At 70.4% G+C, this 25,363-nt stretch carries 17 protein-coding genes; 10 read left to right on the plus strand and 7 right to left on the minus strand.

Translation table 11 applies throughout. The annotated features are described in order from the left end of the window. Positions 1-7: 7 nt before the first annotated feature. On the plus strand, positions 8-1,126 hold the full coding sequence (locus tag GA0070560_RS16995; RefSeq protein WP_091298182.1) for a DivIVA domain-containing protein: 1,119 nt from the start codon (positions 8-10) through the stop codon (positions 1,124-1,126). A 67-nt stretch (positions 1,127-1,193) separates the two neighbouring features. On the opposite strand, the gene GA0070560_RS17000 is transcribed toward GA0070560_RS16995, so the two are convergent. Further along, on the minus strand, positions 1,194-1,415 hold the full coding sequence (locus tag GA0070560_RS17000; protein WP_088977912.1) for a DUF2631 domain-containing protein: 222 nt from the start codon (positions 1,413-1,415) through the stop codon (positions 1,194-1,196). 237 nt (positions 1,416-1,652) lie between these two features. Between GA0070560_RS17000 and GA0070560_RS17005 the strand changes: the two genes are divergently transcribed. Beyond that, positions 1,653-3,242, plus strand: a complete 1,590-nt coding sequence (locus GA0070560_RS17005; RefSeq protein ID WP_091298184.1) for a Rieske 2Fe-2S domain-containing protein — start codon at positions 1,653-1,655, stop codon at positions 3,240-3,242. A gap of 106 nt (positions 3,243-3,348) precedes the next feature. Here GA0070560_RS17005 and GA0070560_RS17010 read toward each other — a convergent pair whose 3' ends face one another. Together GA0070560_RS17010 and GA0070560_RS17015 are read right to left on the minus strand one after the other, a co-directional pair. After that, the gene (locus tag GA0070560_RS17010; RefSeq protein WP_091298187.1) at positions 3,349-4,950 is read right to left on the minus strand and encodes a phytoene desaturase family protein; all 1,602 of its coding nucleotides are present in this window, start codon (positions 4,948-4,950) and stop codon (positions 3,349-3,351) included. A gap of 11 nt (positions 4,951-4,961) precedes the next feature. Further along, positions 4,962-5,699, minus strand: coding sequence for a TetR/AcrR family transcriptional regulator (locus GA0070560_RS17015; RefSeq protein ID WP_091298188.1), 738 nt, complete (start codon positions 5,697-5,699; stop codon positions 4,962-4,964). Between the two features lie 189 nt (positions 5,700-5,888). Between GA0070560_RS17015 and GA0070560_RS17020 the strand changes: the two genes are divergently transcribed. After that, a complete protein-coding gene (locus tag GA0070560_RS17020; protein ID WP_091298191.1) occupies positions 5,889-8,072 on the plus strand; it encodes an MMPL family transporter in 2,184 nt (727 codons plus the stop codon). A 39-nt stretch (positions 8,073-8,111) separates the two neighbouring features. Here GA0070560_RS17020 and GA0070560_RS17025 read toward each other — a convergent pair whose 3' ends face one another. Beyond that, on the minus strand, positions 8,112-8,963 hold the full coding sequence (locus tag GA0070560_RS17025; RefSeq protein WP_091298194.1) for a YhjD/YihY/BrkB family envelope integrity protein: 852 nt from the start codon (positions 8,961-8,963) through the stop codon (positions 8,112-8,114). A gap of 51 nt (positions 8,964-9,014) precedes the next feature. Between GA0070560_RS17025 and GA0070560_RS17030 the strand changes: the two genes are divergently transcribed. From GA0070560_RS17030 to GA0070560_RS17040, 3 genes are read left to right on the plus strand one after another with little or no spacing between them, the layout of a single operon-like run. Then, entirely contained in the window at positions 9,015-9,596 is a 582-nt protein-coding gene (locus GA0070560_RS17030) for a GNAT family N-acetyltransferase (RefSeq protein WP_091298198.1), read from the plus strand. Positions 9,597-9,598: 2 nt separating this feature from the next. Continuing rightward, a complete protein-coding gene (locus GA0070560_RS17035) occupies positions 9,599-9,937 on the plus strand; it encodes a GNAT family N-acetyltransferase (RefSeq protein WP_139131505.1) in 339 nt (112 codons plus the stop codon). A 10-nt stretch (positions 9,938-9,947) separates the two neighbouring features. After that, the gene (locus GA0070560_RS17040) at positions 9,948-10,301 is read left to right on the plus strand and encodes a hypothetical protein (RefSeq protein ID WP_091298205.1); all 354 of its coding nucleotides are present in this window, start codon (positions 9,948-9,950) and stop codon (positions 10,299-10,301) included. A 100-nt stretch (positions 10,302-10,401) separates the two neighbouring features. Here the strand turns inward: GA0070560_RS17040 and GA0070560_RS17045 are convergent, their stop codons facing one another. Beyond that, entirely contained in the window at positions 10,402-13,536 is a 3,135-nt protein-coding gene (locus tag GA0070560_RS17045; RefSeq protein WP_091298208.1) for an FG-GAP-like repeat-containing protein, read from the minus strand. A gap of 447 nt (positions 13,537-13,983) precedes the next feature. Between GA0070560_RS17045 and GA0070560_RS17050 the strand changes: the two genes are divergently transcribed. The 3 genes from GA0070560_RS17050 (at position 13,984) to GA0070560_RS17055 (ending at position 22,972) form a co-directional block, all read left to right on the plus strand. Further along, the gene (locus GA0070560_RS17050; RefSeq protein WP_091298212.1) at positions 13,984-21,699 is read left to right on the plus strand and encodes a ricin-type beta-trefoil lectin domain protein; all 7,716 of its coding nucleotides are present in this window, start codon (positions 13,984-13,986) and stop codon (positions 21,697-21,699) included. 120 nt (positions 21,700-21,819) lie between these two features. Continuing rightward, entirely contained in the window at positions 21,820-22,167 is a 348-nt protein-coding gene (locus GA0070560_RS28180) for a hypothetical protein (protein WP_139131506.1), read from the plus strand. Between the two features lie 283 nt (positions 22,168-22,450). Beyond that, a complete protein-coding gene (locus GA0070560_RS17055) occupies positions 22,451-22,972 on the plus strand; it encodes a hypothetical protein (RefSeq protein ID WP_139131507.1) in 522 nt (173 codons plus the stop codon). A gap of 273 nt (positions 22,973-23,245) precedes the next feature. On the opposite strand, the gene GA0070560_RS17060 is transcribed toward GA0070560_RS17055, so the two are convergent. After that, entirely contained in the window at positions 23,246-24,628 is a 1,383-nt protein-coding gene (locus GA0070560_RS17060) for an IS1380 family transposase (RefSeq protein WP_091298218.1), read from the minus strand. Between the two features lie 56 nt (positions 24,629-24,684). Further along, positions 24,685-24,996: a hypothetical protein gene (locus GA0070560_RS29500; RefSeq protein WP_091298220.1), complete on the minus strand. Its 312-nt coding sequence runs from the start codon at positions 24,994-24,996 to the stop codon at positions 24,685-24,687. A gap of 122 nt (positions 24,997-25,118) precedes the next feature. Between GA0070560_RS29500 and GA0070560_RS17070 the strand changes: the two genes are divergently transcribed. After that, positions 25,119-25,363: transposase family protein (locus tag GA0070560_RS17070; RefSeq protein WP_139131453.1), on the plus strand; the 245-nt coding region annotated here is incomplete at its 3' end.

Genomic DNA, 25,363 nt, shown 5'->3' on the forward strand with positions numbered 1-25,363 from the left:
AGACATAGTGGCGAGTCAGGGTCAGCGTTTCCGGCGTAAGGCGCTCCGCCGGGGCTACAAGGTCGACGAGGTGGATGCCTTCCTGGACCGGGTCGAGGCGACCCTCGCCGGTCAGCCGGTCGGCGCGCCCGTGGCCTCCCAGGAGGTCCACGACGTCGTCTTCCGGGTCCGCTTCAACGGCTACGACGAGTGGCAGGTCGACCTGCACCTCGACCGGGTCGAGCGGCAGCTGGCCGAGTTGGAGGAGCGCGGTGGCCTGGCTGGAGGGCGCAGCGGTGACCTGCGCGCGTCCGCCGACCGCCTGGGCCCGCCGATGCGTGACGACCACCGGGGGCTCTCGCCCGTCCCGCAGCCGCTCCCGCCGCGCGGAATGCCGGCGCAGCCGGGTCCGCCGGACCGTTACAGCAGCCGGTACGACGAGCCGACCGGCGCCTTCGCCGGCGGGTACGACGCCCCCCGGGGCGGCTACGACGCGCCGCGCGGCCCGGCGGGGCCCGGCGCGGGCGGCCCGATGGGCCCGGGTGGGCAGTTGGGCCACGGCGGTCCGCCGCAGCGTGGCCTGCCCGCCGGGCCGGGCCGCTACGGCCAGGAGGAACCGGGTCGCTACGGCCAGGAGGAGCCGGGTCGCTACGGCCAGGAGGAACCGGGCCGGTTCGACGGGTTCGAGGCCGGTCGGCACGGCCGGGTCGACATGACCGCCGAGATCCGGATGCCGGAGCGCGACCTGCGCGACATGCGGGGCCCCGGTCCGGCCGGCCCGCCGCCCATGCCGCCGCAGGGGCACGGCGGCCCGCCGATGGCCGGTCCGCCGATGGCCGGTCCGCCGATGGCCGGTCCGCCGATGGCCGGTCCGCCGATGGCCGGCCCGCCCGGCAGCGACCTCTATCGGGTGGACCAGATCCGGCGTGGCTTCCAGGTGCGCCGCTTCGGCAGCGGGTACGACCCGGACCAGGTCGACCGCTTCTTCGAGACGCTGCTCGGCGGCATGCAGGGCCGCAACCCGATGCCGTTGAACCCGCGCGACCTGGACACCCTGCGGTTCGGGCTGGTCCAGGGCGGCTACTTCGAGGCCGAGGTCGACGCCGCCCTCAAGGACGTGCAGGACATCCTGCTCGGCGGCCGCTGACCGACGCGACGAGGGCCCGCTCCCCGGTGGGGGCGGGCCCTCGTGTCGTCTGGCGCGGTGGCGCGGTTCAGGAGCGCAGGCCGTTGCGGCGCAGCACCGCGTCGCCGACGACGATCGCCAGCAGCAGCACGGCGAGGCCGACCAGCCAGATGTCCTCGACCCTGCCCTCGTGGTTGCCGCAGAGCATCGCCAGCAGCGCCAGCGCGGAGAGCACCGCGCCGATCCGTCCGGACTTGCGGTGCCCGGGCTTGTGCTGATCTGGCGCGGTTACCGGCTCGCTTCCTGCCACTGTCGGTCCTTCCCTCGCGATCGGATCTCCGAGTAGTCTGGCACGCCCCCTACCGGGCCCGGTGCGGGGTCCGGCCTGACCGGGGTACGCGAACGGGGGACACGCCCCGCGTGACCCGGGCCGTTGGACCCTTCCGGTCCGGGCGGGTCGGCACTACCGGCGTCGCGGGACGGTGAGCACACTGCCTCCGGTAGCGTCTGGACGTACACCTTGATTGTCTTTTTGAGGGGGACTGCGGTGCGAGTGACCGGTACGGGACATGCCAGCATGCGGATCGACACGGCCGCGGGCAGCATCCTGTGCGACCCGTGGGTCAATCCCGCCTACTTCGCCTCCTGGTTCCCCTTTCCCGACAACTCCCAGCTCGACTGGGAGGCCCTCGGTGACGTCGACTACCTGTACGTCTCGCACCTGCACCGCGACCACTTCGACGCCGCGCACCTCAAGCGGTACGTCTCGAAGGACGCCACCGTGCTGCTGCCCGAGTTCCCCACCTCCGAGATGGAGGACGAGCTGCGGGAGCTGGGCTTCACCAAGTTCCTCAGGGCGCCGAACGAGCAGGTCGTCGAGCTCGACGGCGGCCTGAAGATCATGATCCAGGCGCTGACCAGCCCGACTGACGGCCCGATCGGCGACTCCTCGCTCTGGGTGGAGTACGACGGCGTCCGGTTGCTCAACCAGAACGACGCCCGGCCGACCGACCTGAGTGTCTTCGCCGAGCTGGGCCACGTGCACGCGCACATGCTGCAGTTCTCCGGGGCGATCTGGTACCCGATGGTCTACGAGCTGCCGCAGGCGGCGAAGACCGCGTTCGGCAAGCAGAAGCGGGAACGGCAGTTCGACCGCACCTGGCGCTACATCGACGACCTGAAGGCCGACCACGTCTTCCCGATCGCCGGTCCGCCGTGCTTCCTCGACGACGCGCTGTGGCAGTTCAACGACATCCACGGCGACGAGGGCAACATCTTCCCCGACCAGTCCGTCTTCCTCTCCGAGTACGCCAAGGTCGGCGGCACCAACGGCATCGTGCTGCTGCCGGGCAGTGTCAGCGAGGTCACCACGTCCGGTGCGAGCACCACCCACCCGGTGCCGGTCGAGGAGTTCTTCGCCGACAAGATCGCCCACCTGGAGGAGATGCGGGAGCGCAAGCGGCCGGTCATCGAGGCGGAGAAGGCGTCCTGGCGGCACCCCGAGGTGGACGTGCTCGGCGAGATGAAGCGCCGGATCGAGCCGCTGCTCGACGAGTCGATCTACCTGGCCAAGGGGGTCGGCGGCCCGGTCCGCTTCGACCTCGTCGGCACTGACGACTCAGGCGGGGAGACGATTGAGTCGATCGTGGTGGACTTCCCGGGCAAGGAGGTCCGGCCGTACGCCGACGAGAAGGTGCGCTACCGGTTCCGTACCGAGCGGGCGCTGATCGAGCACCTGCTGCACATCGGCGAGGTGGACTGGGTCAACTCGCTCTTCCTCTCCTGCCGCTTCTCGGCCGCCCGGATCGGCCAGTACAACGAGTTCGTCTACGCCTTCTTCAAGTGCCTCTCCACCGAGCGGCTCCAGTACGCCGAGGGCTGGTACGACGAGCACGAGCGCACCAGCGACGCCGAGGACATCACCCTCGGTGACTGGGTGGTACAGCGCCGCTGCCCGCACCTGAAGGCCGACCTGACCCGCTTCGGCATCGTCGACGGTGACCAGCTCACCTGCCAGCTGCACGGCTGGAAGTTCGACCTGCCCAGCGGCCGCTGCCTGACCAGCGTGGGCCACAAGGTCCGGGCGCACCGTGCCGACGCGAACACCCCGGCCCCGGCCGGCGAGGCGGTCGGCTAGGGCTCAGCCTCGCCGGAGGTCGGCGGGGCGGTCAGCTGGGGCCGGGCCCGCCGAGGCCGGCGAGGCGACCGCGGGCACCCACGCAGAGGGACTGTGGGGCAGGGGGTCAGCGGCCGAGGTCGGCGAGGATGCGCTTCGCGGCGTTGTGACCGGCGGCGCCGATGACGCTGCCGGCGGGGTGACAGCCGGCGCTGCCGGCGTACACGCCGTCGACGCCGGTGGCGTACGACATCCGGTCGGTGAACGAGACGGTGTTGTCGACGTGGTGGATGTGCCCGCCGGTGATGCCGAAGTGCGCCTCGATCCCGGGCGGGGTCAGCGGCACCGCGTCGGCGATCAGGTCCCCGGTGCCGGGGGCGTACCGCTCGCAGATGTCGACCAGCCGGGAGACGTAGCCGGGCAGCGCCTCGTCCCAGGTGGTGTCGGTCAGCTCGTAGGGGACCGACTGGACGAAGAGCGCCGACGAGTGGTGCCCGGCGTCGTCGGAGAGGCTCGGGTCGACGGTGGTGTGCAGGTACCACTCGATGGTGGGCTCGTCGGGCAGCCGGCCGGCCTGGACGTCCGCCCACATCGCGCGCAGCGCCGCCATCGGTGACTCGCCGCCGCCGTCGACCAGCGACACCGAGCCGGGCAGCAGGTGGATGGTGGAGCCGAACGGGCTCGGCGCGCCTTCGGGCAGGCAGGTGAAACGGGGCAGCCCGGTCAGCGCCAGGTTGAGCTTCAGGGTGGTGCCGGGGCGGCGGACCGCCGCCATCCGCTCGCCGAGCGGTGCCGGCAGCGCGCCGTCGGGCAACAGTTCCATCAGGCGGTACGGGTCGCAGGCCCCGAGCACCACGGAGGCGGCGACGGACCGGCCGTCGGCGAGTACGACCCCGGAGGCCGCCCGGCCGTCGAGGGTGATCGCGGTGACCGGCGTACCGGTCAGGATGCGGGCCCCGGCGGCCCGGGCGGCCTCGGCGAAGGTCCGCGACACGGTGCCCATGCCGCCTTCGGCGATCATCCAGGTGCCGCCGGCCCCGGGGAGCCGGCACATGTTGTGCACCAGGAAGTTGTGCCCGGTGCCCGGGTCGTCCGGGCCGGCGTTGAGGCCGGAGAGGCCGTCGGTGACGGCGTACATGCTGACCAGCAGTTCGGAGCGGAAGTCGAACCGGGCCAGGTGGTCGGCGACCGAGCCGCGGACCAGGTCGACGAAGACCTGCCGCAGGGCGGGCCGGACGTACCGCTCGGCGGTCTCCTCCACCGGCAGCGGTTCGGCCAGCCAGGCCGGGGCCAGGTCGTCGCGGAGCTGGGCCAGCTCGGCCTGGAGCGCGTCGTCGGCGGCCACGTCGGCGGGGGAGAAGAACTCGGCGAGCTGCCGGCGGGTGGCGGTGGTGTCGCTGCCGAACAGCAGGTACGGCGAGCCGAGCCCACCCGGGGTGGGCAGGAAGTAGTGCGGGTCGCGGCGCAGCACCGGGATGCGTACGTCGAGCGCGGCGAGCAGCTCCGGCGGCATCAGCCCGAGCAGGTACGACCCGGTGGAGTGGCGCAGCCCGGGCACCCTGGGGAACGGGTTCTCGGTGCGGGTGGCCCCACCGATCACGTCGGCGGCCTCCAGCACCAGCACGTCCAGCCCGGCGCGGGCCAGCAGGATCGCGGAGACCAGTCCGTTGTGCCCGGACCCGACGACCACGACGTCGGCGCGGGCCGGCAGCTCACTCGCTTCGCTCATGCCCGGGCAGCCTAGTGCCGGGCGGCCCCCGGCGTCAGTCCGTCGCCGGCATCGTCCGGGCGCATCTGGGTGAGCAGGGCGACCAGCTCGGTCTCGAAGAGCGCCTCGGGTTCGTCGACCGCCCAGGAGAGGTGGCCGAAGACCTCCATCGCGACCAGGCCGTAGAGCCGGGTCCAGGCCGAGAGGAAGGCGTACGCGACCTCGATCGGCAGTTCGCCGTGTTTGACGGCGAGCGGGGTGAGGTGCCCGTCGAGCAGGCGCCGCAGTTCGTGGGTCGGGGGGCCGGGCAGCCGGCTGCTCCGGGTCAGCTCGACGAACGGGCCGAGGAAGACCGCGCCGAAGCGGGCCCCGGGGTGGTCGGGGTCGACGCAGCTGTCGGTGAACTCGGCGAGCCCCGGCACCGGATTGCCGAAGATCAGCGTGAACTCGGCGGGGTGGCCGACCGCCCAGCGGCGCATCGCCCGGCACATCTGGGTGAGCTGCTCCGTCGGCTCCGGCCCGGCGGCGTCCCGGGCCGTCTCGATGTGCTGGCGCAGCTCGTCGTACAGGTCACCGGCGAGTCCTCCGACCAGCGCCTCCAGGCTGGGGAAGTAGCGGTAGATGGCGGGGGCCGTCATGCCCATGTCGCGGGCGATGGCGCGCAGCGAGACGGCCTCGATCCCACCGGTCACCAGCAGCCGTCGGGCCCCGTCCTTGATCTCGGACAGGGTCGCCGTCCGCAGCCGCTCCCGTCGGGTCGGTGCACTCATGCCGTTCCCTCCCTGCGGTCGGGACCGGCATGAGGCCGGGCCGCACTGAGCCGGCTGATTCGCTCGCTGCGTTCGCTCATGCCGCAACTCCCTTGACTGGAGCGAACGCCGTTGCGATAGTTAACGGCGTTCACCTTAATGATCCGTGCTTACATCCTACGACCTCGGCGGTCGATGAGGGGAGATGCGATGTTCGGCTGGTGGGGGCGGGTGGTGGTGCGCGCCCGGTGGGCCGTGCTGGCGGCTGCGGCGGTGCTCATGACGGTCGGTGCCACCTGGGGCGCCGGGGTGTTCGGGGAGTTGACCGGGGGCGGCTTCGACGATCCGGCCAGCGAGTCCAGCCGGGCCGCCGAACGGGTCACCGCCGAGCTGGGCCGGCAGGGCGCGGACGTGATCGTGCTCTGGTCGAGCGACACCGCCACGGTCGACCAGCCGGCCTTCCGGGACCCGGTCGCCGGCACCGTCGCCACGCTGCGCCAACGCTCCGAGGCCGCCAGCGTGACCACCTGGTACGACACCTCCGCGCCCGCGCTGGTCGCCACCGACCGGAAGGCCACCTACGCGGTGGTCAAGCTCGCCGGCGCCGACGAGGACGCCCGGATCGCGCAGTACGAACGGCTACGGCCGGCCCTCGACGCACCCGGCCTGCGCACCGAGATCGGCGGCACGGTCGCCTTCCAGTACGAGGCGAACACCCGGACCACCGAGGACATCACCCGCGCCGAGCTGCTCTCCATGCCCGTCCTGCTGGTGCTGCTGGTGCTCATCTTCGGCGGGCTGGTCGCCGCCACCACCCCGCTGGTCATCGGCGGCCTGGCCGTCCTCGGCGCCTTCGTCGCGGTACGCCTGCTCAACCTGGTCACCGACGTGTCGATCTTCGCGATCAACGTGATCACCCTGATCGGCCTCGGCCTGGCCGTCGACTACGCCCTCTTCGTGGTCAGCCGGTTCCGGGAGGAACTGGCCGCCGGCCGCTCCACCGCCGAGGCGGTCCGCCGCACCATGCTCACCGCCGGCCGGACCGTGCTCGTCTCCGGCATCACCGTCGCGCTCGCCATGGCCAGCCTGCTGATCTTCCCGCAGGCGTTCCTGCGCTCCATGGGCCTCGGCGGGATGGCCGCCGTCCTGATCGCCATGCTGGCGGCGCTGACCGTGCTGCCGGCCCTGCTGGCGGTGCTCGGCCACCGGATCGACGCGGTGCGCGTACCGCTGCCGTGGCGGCGTGGGACGCGGCGCGGGCGGCCGGCGGAGGCCGTCGGTGGCGGGGCCTGGGCCCGGATCGCGCGCAGCGTGATGCGCCGCCCGGTGCCCTACCTGGTCGGAGTCGCGGTGCTGCTGATGCTCCTGGCGACGCCGTTCCTGCGGATCACCTTCGGCGGGTTCGACGAGCGGGTGCTGCCCGCCGACGCCGCGCCCCGGGTGGTCTCCGAGCGGATCGCCGAGGAGTTCCCCGGCGGCTCGGTCGCCCCGATCGACGTGCTGGTCTCCGGCGTGCCGGCCGAGGCGGTCCGCCCCTTCGCCGAGCGGGTGTCGACGGTGGCCGGGGTGACCGCGGTCCAGGTCGCGGCGAGCCGGGGCGAGACGACCCTGCTCTCGGTGACCTACCGCGGCGAACCGACCGGCGACATCGCCCACGACGTGGTCCGGCAGCTGCGCGACCTGCCCGCCCCGGCCGGGGCCGAGGTGCTGGTGGGCGGACGGTCCGCCGCCGACCGGGACCTGTTGGACAGCCTCACCGACCGGCTGCCCTGGATGGCGCTGCTGATGGCCGGGGCGACCCTGCTGCTGCTGTTCCTCGCCTTCGGCTCGGTGGTGCTGCCGGTCAAGGCGGTGCTGATGAACCTGCTGTCGATCGGCGCGTCCTTCGGCGTGGTGGTCTGGATCTTCCAGGACGGCCACCTGTCGGACCTGCTCGGCTTCACCCCCACCGGGTTCATCGACCCGAACAACCCCATCCTCATGCTCGCCATGCTCTTCGGGCTGGCCACCGACTACGAGGTGTTCCTGCTCTCCCGGGTCCGCGAGGAGTGGGACCGCACCGGCGACAACACCGCCTCGGTCGCCCTCGGCCTGCAACGCACCGGCCGGATCATCACCGCCGCCGCGCTGCTGCTGATCATCGTGGTGGCCGGCTTCACCACCGGCGGGATGTCCTACATCAAGCTGATCGGGGTCGGCATGATCGTGGCGATCGTGGTCGACGCGACCCTCGTGCGCGCGCTGCTCGTCCCGGCCACCATGCGGCTGCTGGGCCGCTGGAACTGGTGGGCGCCCGGACCGCTGGCCCGTGTCTACCGCCGCTACGGCATCCGGGAGACCGACGAGCCCGGGCCGGCCGTCCCGGAGACCCGGCACCCCGCGTTCACCGGATAGTGGCTCTTGTCGATGTTTTGTCGGCCGCCAACTTCATGATCAATGCCCTTCGGGGGAGGCGGCGGCGCGGCGGGTGCGCCAGCGGGAGAGGGCCAGGGTGGCGGAGTAGCCGGCCAGCACGATCACATGGAACAGGTAGAGCCAGAGCAGCACCGCCACCCCGCCGCCGATCGCGTCGAACCCGCCGAAGGGCACCCCGAGGTCCAGCGGAAGCGAGGCGAACAGCACGAAGCCGTGCAGGAAACCGGAGAGGTTCGCCGCGGTGAACGAGCCCACCGCCAGCGTCGACAGCCAGTCCGGTGAGGCCGGCCCGACCACCCGGAACACCCACATCAGCACCGGGGTGAGCACCAGCCACACCCCCAGGAACGACAACACCACGCCCAGCGCGCCGACCCAGCCGCCCTGGCGGACCAGCCGGGTGGTGGTGGGCAGCGCGATCAGGATCGACAGCAGCAGGGCCGGGGCCGGCGCGAGCAGCGGGAGCAGCAGCAGCCGGCCCCGCCAGCCCACCAGCGACTCGTCCGGATTGGGCGGGGTGGCCACCGACACGAACGCCCGGCGCAGCCCCTCGCCGTACAGGGAGGCGGGCAGCAGCGACGCCAACGCCAGCAGCGGGGTCAACTCCACCCCGGCCGCGACCAGCGCTTCCACCGCCCGGGGCGCGCCGATCTCGTCCGGCAGCGTCTGCACCGCGTACGACGTCAGCCGGCGCACCCGGTCCCCGCCCGCCACCAGCGCGGTCAGCCAGATCGCCAGCAGCGCGACGGGCACCACGGCGATCGCCCCGTAGAACGTGATCGCGGCGGCGTGCAGCGACAGGTCCCGGCCCCGTACCGGCCGGAACGCCCCGCTGGTGATCCGCTTCGTCCGCTGCCATGCGTCACCCATCGCGACCTTCTTCCCCCTGCGGAAGCGGCGCACGCATTACGATCGCCCGCCATGACGGTGCTCACCACGCCACGCCTGATCCTGCGGGACTGGACCGACTCGGCGACGGACCTGAACCGGATCTTCGACATCTACTCCCGGACCGAGGTGACCCGCTGGCTGGCCGCCTCCGGGCTGCCGCTGACCGCGCCGGAGCAGGCCCGGGAGCGGCTCGGCATCTGGCGCGACCGGCACGCCCACCAGGCCGGCCGCTACGGCACCTGGGCGATCGAGGTACGCGACAGCGGCCTCGTCGCCGGCACCCTGATCCTCAAGCCGCTACCCGGCCCGGACGGGGTGACCGAGACCGCCGACATCGAGATCGGCTGGCACCTGCACCCCGACTCCTGGGGCCACGGGTACGCCACCGAGGCCGCCCGGGCGGTGCTGGCCCGCGAGTTCACCGCCGGCACCCACGAGGTGTACGCGGTGGTCTCGCCCGGCAACGAGGCGTCGATGGCGGTGGCCCGGCGGCTCGGCATGACCCACGTCGGGCAGCGCACCGACTGGTACGGCGGAGAGGTGCTGGAGACCTTCGTCCGCCGCGCGGACCACCGACCCGTCCCCAACGCCGTCCTCGCCGAGGAGGGATGATCATGCCGCAGCACGCCGTCGAGGTCCTCGTCGAGGGCCGCGACGTCCACTTCCGGGTCGCGCACGGCACCCTCACCCTCCGGCCGACCATGGCCGGTCACCAGTTCCACGACCACCTGGTCGACGAAGGCCACCGGCGGCAGGGCCGGGGCGGCGCGCTCGTGGCGGCCGCCTGCCGGTGGGCCGACGGCAACCGGGCGGTCCTGTTGTGCACCCGACCCACCGAGGAGGCGCTTCGGCTGCTGCGCCGACACCGGTTCTTCGAGGACCGGGGCATCTGGTGGCGGTATCCCGCCCCACCGGACCCGTCCTCCTCGCCCGGCCTGCCGCCGCCGTTCTGAGCCGCCGACGATGAACCAGACCCCCGACCGGCGGCCCCCGCCGCCCGACCCGGTGCCGAACGAGGACGGGCAGCCGGTGGCCAGCCCGCCCATCCGCGACGACGAGTTCACGATCACCGTCCGCGCCGACGCCGACCGGCGGGTGTGGCAGGTGCACGTCGCGGACGACCACCGGGAGCAGTGCCTCGCGGTCGACCACCACGACATCGGGGCGGTCCTGGTCGAGCGGATCGTCGACGCCGTCCGGCACGGCAAGCTGGAGCTGGCCGGCATCCGGCATCTGGTCGCCGCCGACGACCCGTGGGCGGAGCCGGTGGCGTCCGCCGTCGAGAGCATCCGGGCCTTCGTCGCCCAGGTGCGGTAGGCGGCGACCAGGTGGTGTGCGATCTGCTGGAACAGCCGTCGACGGCGGACGCCCGGTCAGCCCGGGAGCCGGTCTGTCGGCCGGACCCGGGCTGACCTGCTCAGCCGTAGGACTTCGTGAAGACCATGTCGTGGTCGATTACGATCTTCACCGGCGCGCCGGCGTTGGTCCTGGACGGGTGGTAGACCCGCAGCTTGCGGTCGGAGGAGAACCGGACCCACAGGTCGGGCACCCCGTCGCCGCTGACGTCGGGAATGGCCACCACGACGTCGATCGCCGCTTCTGTCCAGCCCGTTCCGTACGAGACGTCACCGTTGCGGGAATGCGCGGCCTGCTTGAGTGAGTGCAGGTCCACGCTACCGGCGACCGGGCCGGGCCTGCCGTGCCGGACGTACATGTTCCCGTTGTCCAGGTTTCGCCAGAGCAGGTCAGGTGTGCCGTCCAGGTCGATGTCGGCGATGTTGACCACCTCACGGCGGGCCCAGGCGGTGCCCTCCATCAGGGTCGCGGACTGGAAGCTTCCGCCGGTGTAGCCGTTGAGCACCCAGAACTGCGTACCAGAGCGGACGACAAGGTCTGGCAGTTTGTCCCCGTCGAGGTCGCCGACCGCCTTGATCTGGGTCCAGGTCCCCGGTGCGGGCAGGGCCGGTGTGCTGGTGGGCAGCAGCACCCGCAGGCGGCGGTCCACCGGAAAGCTGCCGTACCCGTCACCGGGGTAGAGCCAGAAGCCGCCGTCGGTGGTACGGGCGAACAGGTCGGTGGTGCCGTCGCCTGGGTAGGTGTCGCCGTACTTGGTGACCAGTGCGGTGGTGTAGCGGTTGCTCCAGTGCCCGGGCGGGTTGAGCGTCCCGTCGGCGGAGTAGGAGCCGATGAGGGAAGCGTCGAGTTCGCCGCCCTCGTCACCGGGATAGGTCTTCAGCATGCCGGGAAGGCCGATCGTGACCAAATCGGGGATGCCGTCGCCGCCGATGTCGCCGGGGCCGTCGGGTCGGTCGGAGGGCGGGAGGTAGAAGGTGTAGTAGGTCGGCGCGCTGCGGTTCCCGACGGGATCGTAGGCATAGACCTGGAGGGTGTTCGGGCCGGTGTGCCGGGGCTTGAGGGCAGGCACCTCGGCGACGCCGGCGGTCGCGGTCACGTCGACGCTGCCGATGCCGCCGATGGAGTAGCTGAACCGGGTTGCGCCAGCGGAGCTGAACGTGACCTTCCCGGTCTCGCCGAACTTCACCGTCGCCCAGGTCGCTCCGTCGGTGGTGGCCTCCCGGAAGACCTCGCTGGTGACCTCGGGCGCCGGTGGGGCCGAGGCGTCGACGGTGACCCGGCAGGGCTCCGTACCCGTCGGGAAGTACGCCGACACCGCCCCCGAGCTGTCCTCGGCTCGGACGTTCCACGAGTAGACGGCCTTGTCCTCCAGGGTGCTGGAGGGGATCGTCAGGGTGGCCTTGCCGGTGCTGGCGGGAGTGACCAGGGTACCGGCGGGCATGGTCGTGCCGTCCTTCCAGAACCGGAAGCGCAGCGACTTCAGGTTGTTGTCGGGGTCGGTGGCGGTCGCGGAGAGCACCAGGTTGGACCGGGCGACGGTGACGCCTCCACCCGGGCCGGGCACGCAGGCGCCCCCGGGAGAGGAGGTGACGTTCGTCGGCGTGGTGGGCGGCCGGTTGTACACGACGGTCAACTCCGCCGAGGTGGCCCTGAACTTGCGCCAGGTCAGCGTGTCGGACTCGCTGGTGGCGCGCATACCGAAGGTGAGGTTCGCCAGGCTGTGCGCGGCCCCGTACTCGGCCGCGTTTCGCACGTCGAAGCTGACGTAGTCGTCGGCGCAGCCGCTGCCGTAGCCGAAGGCGAAGGACTTCTTCTGCTGCAGGGTCAGCCAGCTCGGCTGGGAGTTCCAGGTGGTGCCCGACGAGATCGCGCCCGTGAGCCAGAGCTGCATCTCCCGGTTCGTGCAGGACCACGAGTGGTTGTTCAGCACCTTGAAACTGGCGGAGCTGATGTTCGCGCCGTTCAGGTCGGTGCGGAATCCCATCCGCCAGAAGGAACGGGTCCTCAGCGGAGTGCTCTGCTCGTAGCCGACGCGGGCGTCGGAGGTGCCGGAGTTGAAGTTGGTGCCGTTCCAGGTGTTGGTCTTGGGGTGTTGCGAGTAGACGGTCGCCCAGGCGAGCGTGCCGCTGATCAAGGTCGGGTCGAGGAAGACCGGGAAGGTGACGGTGGGATCGGTGAGCAGCCCGGTGCCGGCCGCGTCCAGGTGCAGCCGGACATTGCCGGTTCCGTCACCGTCCACCCGGGTGCGGATCGGGGCCTGCCGAGCGCCCGGCTCGCTGCCGGCCAGGCCGGACAGCCGCAGCACATCGTCCGGGGTGGACACCGAGGTACGGGTGGCCGCCTGCGGATCCTCGGCATCTCGCCCGGCGGAGTCCCAGGCGAAGGGGGACGGGATCGAGCCGACCTCGCGTCCGTCGGCCGGGTCGAGGGCTCGCACGCCGCCGGTTCCCGGGTCGTGCCGGAAGATCGCCGTCTCGGAGCGTAGACCGTAGGTGAGCGTGTCCGCCGCCCGGACGGTCTCGGCGGAGCGGTTCTTGACGATCAGCAGTTGGCCGAAGCCGCCCGCCTCGCGGGCGACGACGAGCAGGTCGATCCCGGGCCGCACCTCGGGGTAGAGGGCGCGAGGGCCGTCGAGCACCGGCTCCGGCAGCGGGCCCGGCCAGGTGTAGGTGATGGTGTGCCCGTCGGTCTCCAGCTCGGCCAGCACGCTGGTGACGTCGGCGGATCCGGTGCCGGTACCCCCGCCGCCCCCGCCGGTCTCGGTGTCGCCGCCGGAGAAGCGGACCGGGCTGGGGACGTTGACGGGCCGGACGTCGAGAGCGCCACTGCCCTTGCCGTCCCGGGTCAGGGTGGTGTCGAGCCGTGCCCACCGTCCGGTGGCGTCCTTGGCCCGTTGGGGGGTGGCGTGGACGGTGGTGCGCATCTGCCCGTCGGGCAGCGCCCAGGTCAGCGAGGTGGCGGTGGTGGCGGTGTCGACCAGGACGTCGATGCCGTTCCGGGCGGCATGGGCCAGGGCGCTCGCCTCGTCACGGGGTGCCGATTCCGATGCAGGGGTGGTGGCGGCCGTCGGCGGCGAGTCGTTGCCGGGCAGCACCGGCAGTAGGGCGACGACGGGTGCGGCCAGCAGCACCCCCAGGGTGAGGGTCAGCCTGGTGCGCGTACGCACGAAGGGCCTGAGCAGGCGAGACGTGGTCACGGCGGGGTTACTCCCGTGGGGGCGGGGGACAGGAGGACACGCACAGTCAGCCGGCGACCTCGCGGGCTGCGGGCAGAACGAGGGCACACGATCGCACGAGACCGGGGCTTCTCGTCCATCCCTCGAAAGTTACGAATCCGTGATCTCCGTCGCGAGGGTTACTGAGAGGTACGTCCGAATTGGATTGTGTGCGAATTTTGGTGGCGCAAAGCGGGCTGTCTTGGGGAGATTCACCCGGCTCTGCACGTCTCGCAGATTTTGCGACGACCGGTGTTGATCATCCCGTGACGTAGGTCATCTTCATTTGCGGGCGGTAACCGATGACGGGCTTGAGCGTGTGGCCCCGCTGACGCAGAGTGCTCACGCACATGCCGTCGCCGGCATGTGCTCCTGCGGCTCGTCCGCATCTCTTCTTTCCTCTTCGCGCCTGGGTGGGAGTCGACGCGCATGCGTGCTACCGGTCCGCTTTCTCGACGCTCACCCGGCCGTCAGCCCCGAACGGGGTCAGGCCGCCGGTGGGGGCGTCCCGTTCGTCGCGTGTTCATTCTCGCGCTCACCACCGCGCTGACGGTGACGAGCCTGCCCGCCGCCGCCCTGGCGGTGCCCGGCCCGGGCATGAGCCGGGAGCAGAACCGGCTCGAACTGCCGGCGCTGCCGGAGACCGAGCAGGTGGCGCAGGACAACGCCGCCCAGACCGACATGACCACCGAACAGGTCGGCGAGGTGACGTCGTATGCCCCGGCGGCCGTAGAGCCGTGGCAGCAGGACACCGGCACGGTGGATCTGACCGACGTCGCGCCGGGCGGCACCAAGCCGGTCGACGACCTGCCGGTCGCCCTCGGCGTGCCCGAGGCGGGTGATCCGCTCACCCTGGCCGGCACCTGGACTGTCGACCTCGCCGCCCCCGAAGCCTCCCAGACCGCCGGGGTGGCGGGTCTGATCATGAAGGTCACCCCGCCCGCCACGGCGGACCCGGCGGCCGAGGTCGCTCTCACCATCGACTACACCGCTTTCGCCGATCTGTACGGCCCGCAGGCCGCCGACCGGTTCGGCGTCGTACTGCTGCCCGGCTGCGTCTACGACGCTCCGGACAGCGGCGACTGCGCCGACGGAACCGACCCCGGCACGGCGGAACCCGTGCCCAGCGAGGTGACCCTGGTACCCGGTCCCACCGGAGTCGCCGCCGATGCTCGTCGGCTGGTCACCGGCACCGTATCTGTGGCCGCGCTGGGGGAGTCCGGTGTGCCCACCGCCGGTGTCACCACCACGAGCGGCGGCGGGCGGGTCGTCGGTGTCCTGGACACCGGCGCGTCGGCGGCCGGCGACTTCACCGCGACCCCGCTGCTTTCCTCCGGCTCCTGGGCGGCGGGTTCCTCCTCCGGCGCGTTCACCTACTCGTACCAGGTTCAGGTCCCGGAGACGGCCGGCGGCCTGATGCCCAAGGTGGCGCTGGGATACTCGTCGCAGTCGGTCGACGGCCGTACTTCCGCCACCAACAACCAGGCCTCCTGGATCGGCGACGGCTGGGACTACAGCGCCGGAGCGATCACCCGCAGCTACGCCAACTGCCGCCAGGACGCGACCGCGGGCGCGAACAACACCCAACACCGCACCGCCGACCTGTGCTGGGGTTCGCAGAACGCCACCCTCTCGCTCGGCGGCATGACCACCGAACTGGTCTACGAGAACGGCACCTGGACCACCGCGAACGGCGACGGCTCCCGGATCGAGCTCAAGTCCGGCGCCGCCAACCGCGACGAGGACGGCCACCACTGGATCGTCACCACCCGGGACGGCACGAAGTACCACTTCGGACTCAACCGCCTGCCCGGCTGGTCCGACAACGGCAGCGCTGCCGACGACCCGGTCACCGACTCGGTCCTCACCGTGCCGGTTTACGGCAACCATCCCGGCGAGCCCTGCTACAAGGCGGACAACTGGGCCGGATCCGCCTGCACCCGGGCCTGGCGCTGGAACCTCGACTATGTCGAGGACGTACACGGCAACGCGATGAGCCTGTGGTGGAACCGCGAGACCAACCACTACGCGCGCAACTTCAACTTCAAGGCTCCGGTGCCCTACGACCGGGCCGGATACCTCACCCGCATCGACTACGGGCAGCGTCGCGACAGCGTCTACTCGGCTGCGCCGCTGGCCCGGGTCACCTTCGACGTCGCCGAACGCTGCTTCACCGAGGGCACGGTCACCTGCACCGAGGCCAACTTCACCAGCCAGGACCCGGCGAACTACCGGATCTGGTACGACACCCCGGCCGACCTGCGCTGTGCCGATCAGCAGAAGTGCTGGACCGCCTCTCCATCGTTCTTCAGCCGTAAGCGGCTCACCACGATCACCACCTGGTCCCAGCGGCAGTCGGGCAGCACGGCACTGCAGAAGGTTGACGAGCACCAGCTCAAGCAGTCCTTCCCCACCCTGCGCACCGGTCCGAACACCGCGCTGTGGCTGGAGTCGGTGACTCGCTCCGGGTACGGCGTGAGCGGCGACCGGATCACCCTCAACGCGGTACGGTTCGCCGCCAACGACGAGGACATGCCGAACCGGGTCCGAAACGACAACCGACCCGGCTTCTCCCGCCTGCGCATCGGACGGGTCGTCAACGAGTACGGCGGCGAGACCGTCGTCACGTACAAGAACCCCGAGGGCGCCTGCGCCACCGGTGAGGGCCTGCCGAGGGACCCGACGGACACCGCTGCGCTCAGGGACAACACCCGGCTCTGCTATCCGGCCTTCTGGCATCCGGACCCGGGCAAGGAAGCCATCGACTGGTTCCACAAGTACGTCGTGGCGTCGGTCGAGGAGGTGCCGGCGGTCGACGGCCCGTTCAACGTCCGCACCCTGTACGACTACGGCACTCCCGGCTGGAAGCTCGCCGAGCAGGAGTTCACCAAGAAATCCACCCGCACCTATTCCCAGTTCGCCGGCTTCGACCAGGTGGCCGTCCGGACCGGGGAGAACGAGGACGCCACCGGTAGCCGGCAGACCATGACGGTCACCCGCTACTTCCGCGGCATGGGCGACACGGTGCCGGTGCGCGACATCACCGGCTCGGAGATCGCCAAGGACGCCGAACCCTTCGCCGGTCGGATCGCCGAGGAGTTGACGTACGCCGAGTCCCAGCCGGGTGCTGACGCCGCCTACCTCGAGGCGAACTGGCTCACCCGCAGCGTCACATATCCCGAGGCGGAACTGCTCGCCACCCGCGAGCGCGGCACCGGTCTCAGCCCGCTGCGGGCCTGGCGGGTCACCGATGCGAAGCAGGCCGCCTACAGCCGATCCTCCGCCGGCAACCCCCGTGAGGTCAGGACGGAGACCGACTACGACGACACGCACGGCCTGCCGGTCGAGATCGAGTCCTTCGGCGACGTCGCCGAGGCGGGCGACGACTCCTGCACCCGCATCGAGTACCTGCACCACCCCGGCAAGCACCTGATCGGCCTGACCAAGCAGGTGCTGACGAGCCCGACGAGCTGCGCGGCGGCCACCTTCGACAACCTGGGCACGCTCAGCTCCGCGGGCCGGGTCGCCTACGACGACAAGGCGTACGGCGCCGCGTTGCACGACACGAACTCGACGAACGACGGCGAGGAGCGGGGCCGGGTCCGCGAGACCTGGTCGCTGAAGGCGGACGGTTCCGGGTTCCAGTCCGACGGCACCACGGCCATCGACGGCATCGGTCGGGTCACCTCCCGCACCGACCCGGACGGAAAGACGTCCACGATCGCCTACCTTCCGGCCACCGGCCAGGCCTTCACCGTCAAGGAGAGGAACTCGCTCGGGCACGAGCAGGTCCGGGAACTCGACCCGGGTCGGGCCGTGACGCTGCGGACCACCGATCCCAACGGCCGGGTCAGTCACGCCGAGTACGACGCACTGGGCCGCCTGGTCGAGGCGTGGGGACCGGGCCGTACCCCGGCGGTCACCGCCGTCCCGGACTTCCGGGCCGAGTACGCCACCCCCGAGGGCAAGCCGCCGTACGTGACCACCTTCAGCCGGGGTCACGAGGACCGGGCCCAGACCTCGGTCACCATCTACGACGGCCTGGGCCGCGAGCGGCAGACCCAGGAGCAGGCACCCGGCGGCGGCCGGTTGATCACCGACCGGTTCTACAACCAGTCCGGCGAAGTGTTCGAGACCTACAACGCGTACCACGCCGACGGCGGCCCACGCGGTGAGCTGTTCGTGCCGCTGGCCCGCACCGCCGTACCCAACATCACCCGCTACAGCTACGACGGTCTGGGCCGGGTCACCCGGGAACTGCCCATCCTGCGGGACCAGGAGCGGCCCGAGCGGGCCACCTCGTACACCTACGGCGTCGACCAGTCCTCGGTAATCAACCCGGCCGGATCGCCGTCGTACCGGATGTTCAGCGACGCCCTCGGCCGCACCACCCGGGTCGACACCTTCACCGACGCGGCCCGCACCGAGTTCACCTCGATGCACTACGGCTACGACAACCAGGGCCGGCTGGTGCAGGCCCACCACTCCGCCGCCGCCACGCACGCGTGGACGTGGAGCTACGACCAGCGCGGCCGGCTCACCTCCAGCACCGACCCGGACACCGGCACCACCCGGTTCACCTACGACCACCGGGACCGGCAGCTCACCACCACCAACGCCCGCAACGTGACGGTCTGGAACGGCTACGACGAGCTGTCCCGGCCGACCCAGCAGCGGCTCGGTGACGGAAACGGCGCGCTGCTCGCCCAGTACACCTACGACACCGTCGCGCAGGGCAAGGGCTTGCCGGCCACCGCCACCCGGTACACCGACGGGCTGGCGTACACCCAGTCGATCGGTGGCTACACCGACGACTACCAGCCGACGTCGACGACGCTCACCCTGCCGCAGTCGGTCGCCGACACCTGGGGCCTGAGCTCGTCCTACCGGTACGACTACACGTTCACCGACACCGGAATGCCCGAGTCGTCGACCCTGCCCGCCGTCGGCAACCTGCCCACCGAGAAGGTCCTGGTCCGCTACACCGCCGACGGTCTGCCGCTGTCGGTCTCCGGCAAGGACTGGTACGGCGCGGAGACGGTCTACTCACCGTACGGCCAGGTGCTGCGCTCCACCCTCGGCGCCCAGCCCTACCGGGTCTGGACCACCGCCACCTACGACGACGCCAGCGGGGCGCTCGTCGAGCAGCAGGTGCACCGCGAGCAGAAGGACGAGACCGCCGGCCGGTACAACGACAGCAACCTGGTGTCGCGCCGCGGGTACTCCTACGACGACGCGGGCAACGTCACCGCGATCCGGGAGCGCGCCGCCGACATCGCGGAGCGGCAGTGTTTCCGCTACGACGCCCTCGGCCAGCTCACCACCGCGTGGACCTCGGCCGATCAGGAGTCCTGCGCCACCGGGCCGCTCGGCGCCCTCGCCGTCTCAGCCGGCACGGACGGCACCGGCTACTGGCAGGAGTACACCTACGACCTGCTCGGCAACCGGAAGTCCCTGGTCGAGCAGGACTTGAGCGGCAGGACCGCCAACGGTGCCATCACCACCAGCTACGAGTACACCGGCAGCCAGCCGCGCACCCTGACCTCGGTCAAGCGGGCCTGGACCACACCGGAGGGCGTCGAGATCAACGCCGAGGCCCGACGCCTGTACGAGTTGACCGGCGAGACCCGGTCGGTGCAGTCGGCGACCAACGGCGACGAGCAGACGCTGACCTGGACCTACGACGGCAAGGTCGAGCGGATCACCGGCCAGGGCAGCAAGGGCCGCACCGCGTACGTCGGCCCCGGCGACAAGTGCCTCGACCTCGACCAGGGCCTCGCCAAGGCTGACCAGCCGGTGCAGCTCTACCCGTGCAACGGCACGACCGCCCAGAAGTGGACGTTCGTTCCGGTCCCCGGGAACGACCAGGAGAACCCGAACCTGGGCACCCTCGTCGGCCCGGACGGCTGGTGCCTTCAGCCGCAGGCCAACACCGCCGGTTCACCGCTGCGCCTGCAGGCGTGCGACCGCTCGGCGGCCCAGCACCTGACCCGCGCGTCGACCGGTCAGCTCACCCACGTCGCCTCCGGGCTCTGCCTGGCCGTGCGGGACGGCGCCACGGCCGACATGACCCCGGTCGTCCTCGCCACCTGCGACGGCAACTCCAGCGCGCAGCGCTGGGAGGCGCAGTCGGAGACCCGGCACGTCTACGGTCCGGGTGGCAGCCGCCTGCTCACCGTCCAGGGCCGTCAGGCCACCCTGCACCTGGGCGAGTCGCAGGTCACCGTCGCCAGGGGCGGCGCACTGGTCAGCGCCCAGCGCACGTACCCCACCCCGGGTGGCGCGGTGGTGCGGCACTCCAGCAACGGCAACCTGCCCGGCCTGGTCGCCGTCGCCGGTGACCACCAGGGCAGTCCGTACGTGGAGGTGGGCCTGGCAGCCGGGATGCCGGTGCGGATCCGTAAGCAGGACCCGTTCGGCAACCAGCGCGGCGCGGCCGACCTGGGCGCCAACATGCAGACCAACGCCGGTTTCCTCGGCGCGACCCGGGACGACGCCTCCGGCTTCGTGCCGCTGGGAGCTCGGCTGTACGACCCGTCGGTGGGCCGGTTCCTGTCGGCCGACCCGATCCTGGACCTGACCGATCCGCAGCAGAACAACGGGTACGCGTACGCCCACAACAACCCGGTGACGCACTCGGACCCGACGGGTCTGTCGGTGTCGTTGACCGCCTCGGAGATGGCGGCGGCGCTCGCGGGTGCCGGCCTGTCGTCGGCGCAGGTGGCGCAGGCGCAGGCCAACATGGGCCGGTCGTTGATGTCGGTGATCCTCGATTCGGCCTGGTACATCCTCAAGGAGTTCATCGGGATCAACGATGCGCTGGGCTGCTTCGGCGGTGACATGTGGTCGTGCGGCAGCCTGCTGCTCAACGCCATTCCGTGGGGCAAGATCGCGAAGATTCCGGCGGTGCTGCGGGCGGTCGACCGGACGATCGCGGCTGTCCAGGCGTGGCAGGCGGCGAAGCGGGCTGCGGAGGCGGTCCTGGCTGCGGCGCGGGCGGCCGAGCAGGCGGCGTTGAACGCCAAGAAGTTGGCGATCGAGCGGGCGAAGAAGGCTGCGCAGGCGGCGAAGAAGAAGCCGGTCGACAAGGTCAACACGACGAGTAACGCGGCGGCGCAGTCGGCGAAGAAGACGGGCAATCCGGCGCAGAAGCAGGCGCAGGCCAAGGCGAACCCGAAGGCGTCGTCGGCTGCGGCGGCGGGTGCGGGCGGCAAGAAATCCTCGTCGGGCGGGTCCAAGTCCGGTGGGTCGTCGGGTGGGTCGGCGCGCAGCAACGGTGGGTCCAGTGGTGGTGGGGCGGGGGATTCCTGCACCAGGCCGAGTAGTTTCGTGCCCGGAACCCGGGTGTTGATGGCCGACGGTTCGTCCAAGCCGATCGAGAAGGTCAAGCCGGGTGACAAGGTCAAGGTGACCGACCCGCAAACTGGTCGGGTCGAGGTGGAGACGGTCACCGCGGCCGTGAAGAGCCAGGGTGTGAAGAACCTGGTGACGATCACCGTCGACACCGACGGCGACGAGGGTACGGCGACCGGCGAGCTGGTGGCGACCGAGGCGCACCCGTTCTGGGTGCCCGAGCTGGACGAGTGGGTCCACGCCACCGACATGCGCTCGGGTCAGTGGCTACGCACGAGTGCCGGGACGTTGGTGCAGATCACCGCGATCGAGCGGCGCCACGTCCTGCAGGCCAGGGTCCACAACCTCACCGTCGCCAACACCCACACGTACTATGTGGTAGCCGGCAAAACCCCGGTCCTCGTACACAACTGCGGCGAGGATGCGCTACAGAACTATGCGGATTCCCTTCGACCCGGCGCCACTAAGAAGGGTCCCCACGTGGCGGCGGAGTACACCTCGCCGTCTGGCAACACCTATTATGGGCACAACGGCCATGGATTATCGCCGCAGCCTGGCGGTGCTTTGGAGCGAGCACTTATGGATTCGGGCCACCACGGCGGATGTGCAGAGGTCATGTGTCTAATTCAGGCGGAGGCTGCTGAAGGTGCTGCCGGAATTGTAGGTGGCTCGATGAGGGCTGTACGAGTGCGCGGTCTTAATTCGCAAGGCAGTGCACACGGCACTCCCATCAGCCCCTGCCCGAATGCGTGTCAACCTCTACTGAATATTCTAAGAATTAGGGCAGAGTAAGGTCCTGCTAGTTTGGGATGGGTCGGCGGGCTGGCGCTGTTGGTGTCGCCCGCTGACCTCGTCCTGGCTCGGTCTACCTGGACTGGGACCTAGCTGTCGATGCTCGAAGGGTGGGAGATCATGAGTGTAGTCGGTCTGCCCTCGTGGCTACCGGATTGGGCGGGGGTCGAGGCGGAATCGCGGAAGTTTGATGTTTCGGCGCTTCGCCTGCGCGCGCAAGAACTTGTAGACTTGGTCTTGACTGAGGAAACAGACTATCTCGACGCACTGCCAGAGATTATCGAATCGGCCATCGTCACGCCCCTGGGTGTTCTGTCTGATGCGCTTGACGAAGGGACCGATGTCGAGGTAATTGTAGCGTCGCGATTGGTGCGGCGGGCCGTTGACCCTTTCCTGGCAGAAGCTCCCGAGGATCTGCGTCGTTTAATTGGCCATCTGCCGTTGCCCGTAGGTCAATCATCGCGTTAGTTGAAATCGGTCTCGGTGTATCGCCGAGCGTTCGGACCTGCCGTGACAATGCCGCTCCGTTGTGCGCCGCTGGTTGTAGCTGTGCGCCCCGGTCGCTGTCACGACTGATGTCAAATACCCGGCACGTATGCGAATGGATCAATCAAACGTCAAGCTCGGATGCAGAGAGTGTGGCTGCTCGTTGGCACGGCGCGTAGCGGCGTGGCGTCGATCCCCGGTAGTGGACCTGACCCGCTTATTCTTGATGTTACGATCTTGAACAGGCGGTATTGACGTGCGGAGCATGGCTGACGGTGTGTTCGACCTGCTTGACATTCCAGCGAGAGAGATTCCTTTCGCGTGGGACGCCGCCGAGTCGGTGATCGGTGCTCGGCTCCCGTTGGACTACAAAGAGTTGATCGACCGAACGGGAGCGGTCATTGTTGACGGTTGGCTCTGTCTTTTCGGTCCTGCGGGTGAAAGTAATGAATCGAACATTGCCTTAGTGATTGATGAGCGAGAGCGTGCCTGGGTGAAGTTCCGGCAGTCTGGCATCGAACTGCCAATTAGGTATTTCGTTGAGGGAAGCAGGTTGCTCGCCTTTGCCGCTGTTGAGGCAAACTATTTCTTCTGGCGCGCCCGGGACGGTGTTGCCCCTGAGGAATGGGGTGTCGTGATCGCCGACGCGGACCTTGAGGGCTGGTATGACTTCGACTTGTCGGCCACCGAGTGCATCTACCAGGTCCTCGTAGGTGATATTGATTTGGACCCATTCGAGGATCTTTTCGGGGGTACGGAGCATCGGGCCGAACCCTTCCTCGGATGACCGGCATCCCGTAGGCGCGCCTGACTCACGTGGGTTGACAGCTTCCAGCGGTACTGCCCGCCGTCAGGCGGGAGATCGTGGGTGGCGCGTCCAGCTGATGAAGCGGGTGAAGTAGCCTCGATCGTTCACGGCTGATGTCGGGCGTTCCGGTCCCGCGTCTGCGATCGTCCTTTGTCGATGAGGTCGGGTCTGGGGCATGGTGGCGGGCCGTCTGTCGCGGCGGTGGGCGTGGTCTCCTTGGGTCCTCCGGTCGTCGGGGCAGGGCTGAGCTGGTCAGCCGGGGGCGGGGATCACCGCGATCCGGGTGAAAGCGGCGGTGATCTGGTTGGCCCAGGGCCAGGTCGGTGGGATGCGCAGCCGGCGGCGGCGTTGGCCTCGGACCAGGCGGGCGGCGGTGTGTAGCAGGCGGTAGCGCAGTCTTTTCGGTTCGGCTTTGGCCAGGTCGCCGTCGAGGGTGAGCAGTTGTAGCCAGGCGATCAGGTCGCAGGCCATGGCCGCGATCTGGCACCAGGCGGTGTTGATGGCGAACTCGCGTGACGGTAGGCGGCGCAGTCCGGTGTCTTTGGCGCAGCGGATGCGGTCTTCGACGCGGGCGTGGGCGCGGTGGCGGGCTTCCAGCCACTGCAAGGCGCCGGCGGTGGTGTTGGTGACGAACGCGGTGTAGCGCCAGCCGTCGCGTTCCTCGAACAGCGACAGCTGGGCGCCGGGGTGCGGCCGTTCGCGACGCACGATCACCCGCATGCCGGGCGGCCAGCCGGCCAAGGCCAGCAGGCCGGTCAGTTCGGCGACCTGCGCGCCGTCGCGGATGCCGCCGTCGGCTGCCAGGGCCGGTGACCAGGCCGCGGCCGGTAGTGCACGGATGGCGGCGCGTTCGGCCTCGCCGATCGACCAGCCGATCGAGTACTCGACGCGTCGGTCGCGTTTGGCGTCCTGCGCGGTCAGCCAGTCCAGCACGGCGTGGGTGGCGGCGGCCGAGTCGCCGCGGATCAGCAGGTGCCGCCGGTGCGCGGCCGGGACCTGCGCGACCGCCTCGGTCAGCACGGTGAGGTGGTCTGCGGCGGTGTTGGCCCCGGCGTTGCCCGGCCGCAGTTTGATCGTCAGCAGTTCGCCGGTGTTGTCGCAGGTCACCAGGATCGGATGGAAGCCGTACGTGTGCTTGTAGGTGGCCGCCGCGCCGTCCTTGTCGCTGTGCGCGAGCACGATCGTGGAGTCCACATCCAGCACCACCACGCCCTCGCCGAGATCCCGGCCCGCGGCACGAGCAGACGGCACCGACTCGATCAGGCCCCATACCCGGGCACGGACTTTCGCCCGCGTCCTGGCGATCCGACGCAGCCCGACGTCACTGATCTCATCGAGGGCCCGCCAGCACGTCGCCGGCGACGCGACCTGGCCGAACACCTCACTCTGGTGGCGCAGCACCTCGATATCCGCGATCGCCTCACCGCCGTCGGCGATCATCACCGCCAGATCGACCAGCACCCTGCCCCGGTCCCGGCCCGGGACGAACCCACGCCGGCTGAGCGCCACCGACAGCGCCTGCGTCAACCCGCTGCGATCAGCCAGCAGCCGCAACAACGCCGCCCCGACGTGCGAGACCACGCCGTGACCGCCGACCTCGACTGACAATCCCTTCGACCACTGGGTAACCTGCACCTACGAAGTGCCTTCCACGCGGGGTACCTGCACGACTCGACACCGGGCAGTTTTCCTTACGTGGCAGGCACTTCGCCATATCTACCGACCCGCTGGACATCCAAGATCACGGCTGCCGTGAAAGGCCGAGGGTAGTACTCGGCCGGGCCGAGGCGTCCTGGGCGTAGTTGCAGGTCGTCGTTGATGGCGTCGTGCATCAGCAGGCAGAGGTAGGTGGCGAGGCCGGCCGGGTCGTGGGCGTACTCCCGGCGTAGGTGCAGCTTCGCGGGCTGGCAGGGCCACGGCGCGCCGCACGCCCGACACCGCCAGATCGGGCGGGCCGCGACGTGCCGGCCGCCCCCGGCAGGGGCGGGAAAGCCGCCGGTCATCGTGGCTCTTCGAAGTTGAGCGGGGTTCGCGGTCGGCGGCGACCCGGACGTGGAGGGCTCGCAGCTCATCGGTGATCATCTGAGTGTCGAGTTCGGATGGTCACAAGTGAAGAGCTGCGAGCATGGTCAACGATACGACCCGGCTGCTGGGTCTGGACGACCTGGTGGTCGAGCGAGTCGAGTTGGACGCCGCCGGCGTCCCGGTTGTGGATCTGTCCACCGGTTGTGAGCAGGCACAATGCTGCCCGGGGTGCGGACAGCGGGCGGTGCGCGTGAAGCAGTGGGCCACGACCCGGCCGCGGGACCTGCCGGTCGCCGGGCGGCCGGTGCGGCTGCGCTGGCGCAAACGACGCTGGTTCTGCCCGAC

Origin of the sequence: Micromonospora halophytica, assembly GCF_900090245.1 — a bacterium.
Taxonomy (GTDB): Bacteria; Actinomycetota; Actinomycetes; order Mycobacteriales; family Micromonosporaceae; genus Micromonospora; species Micromonospora halophytica.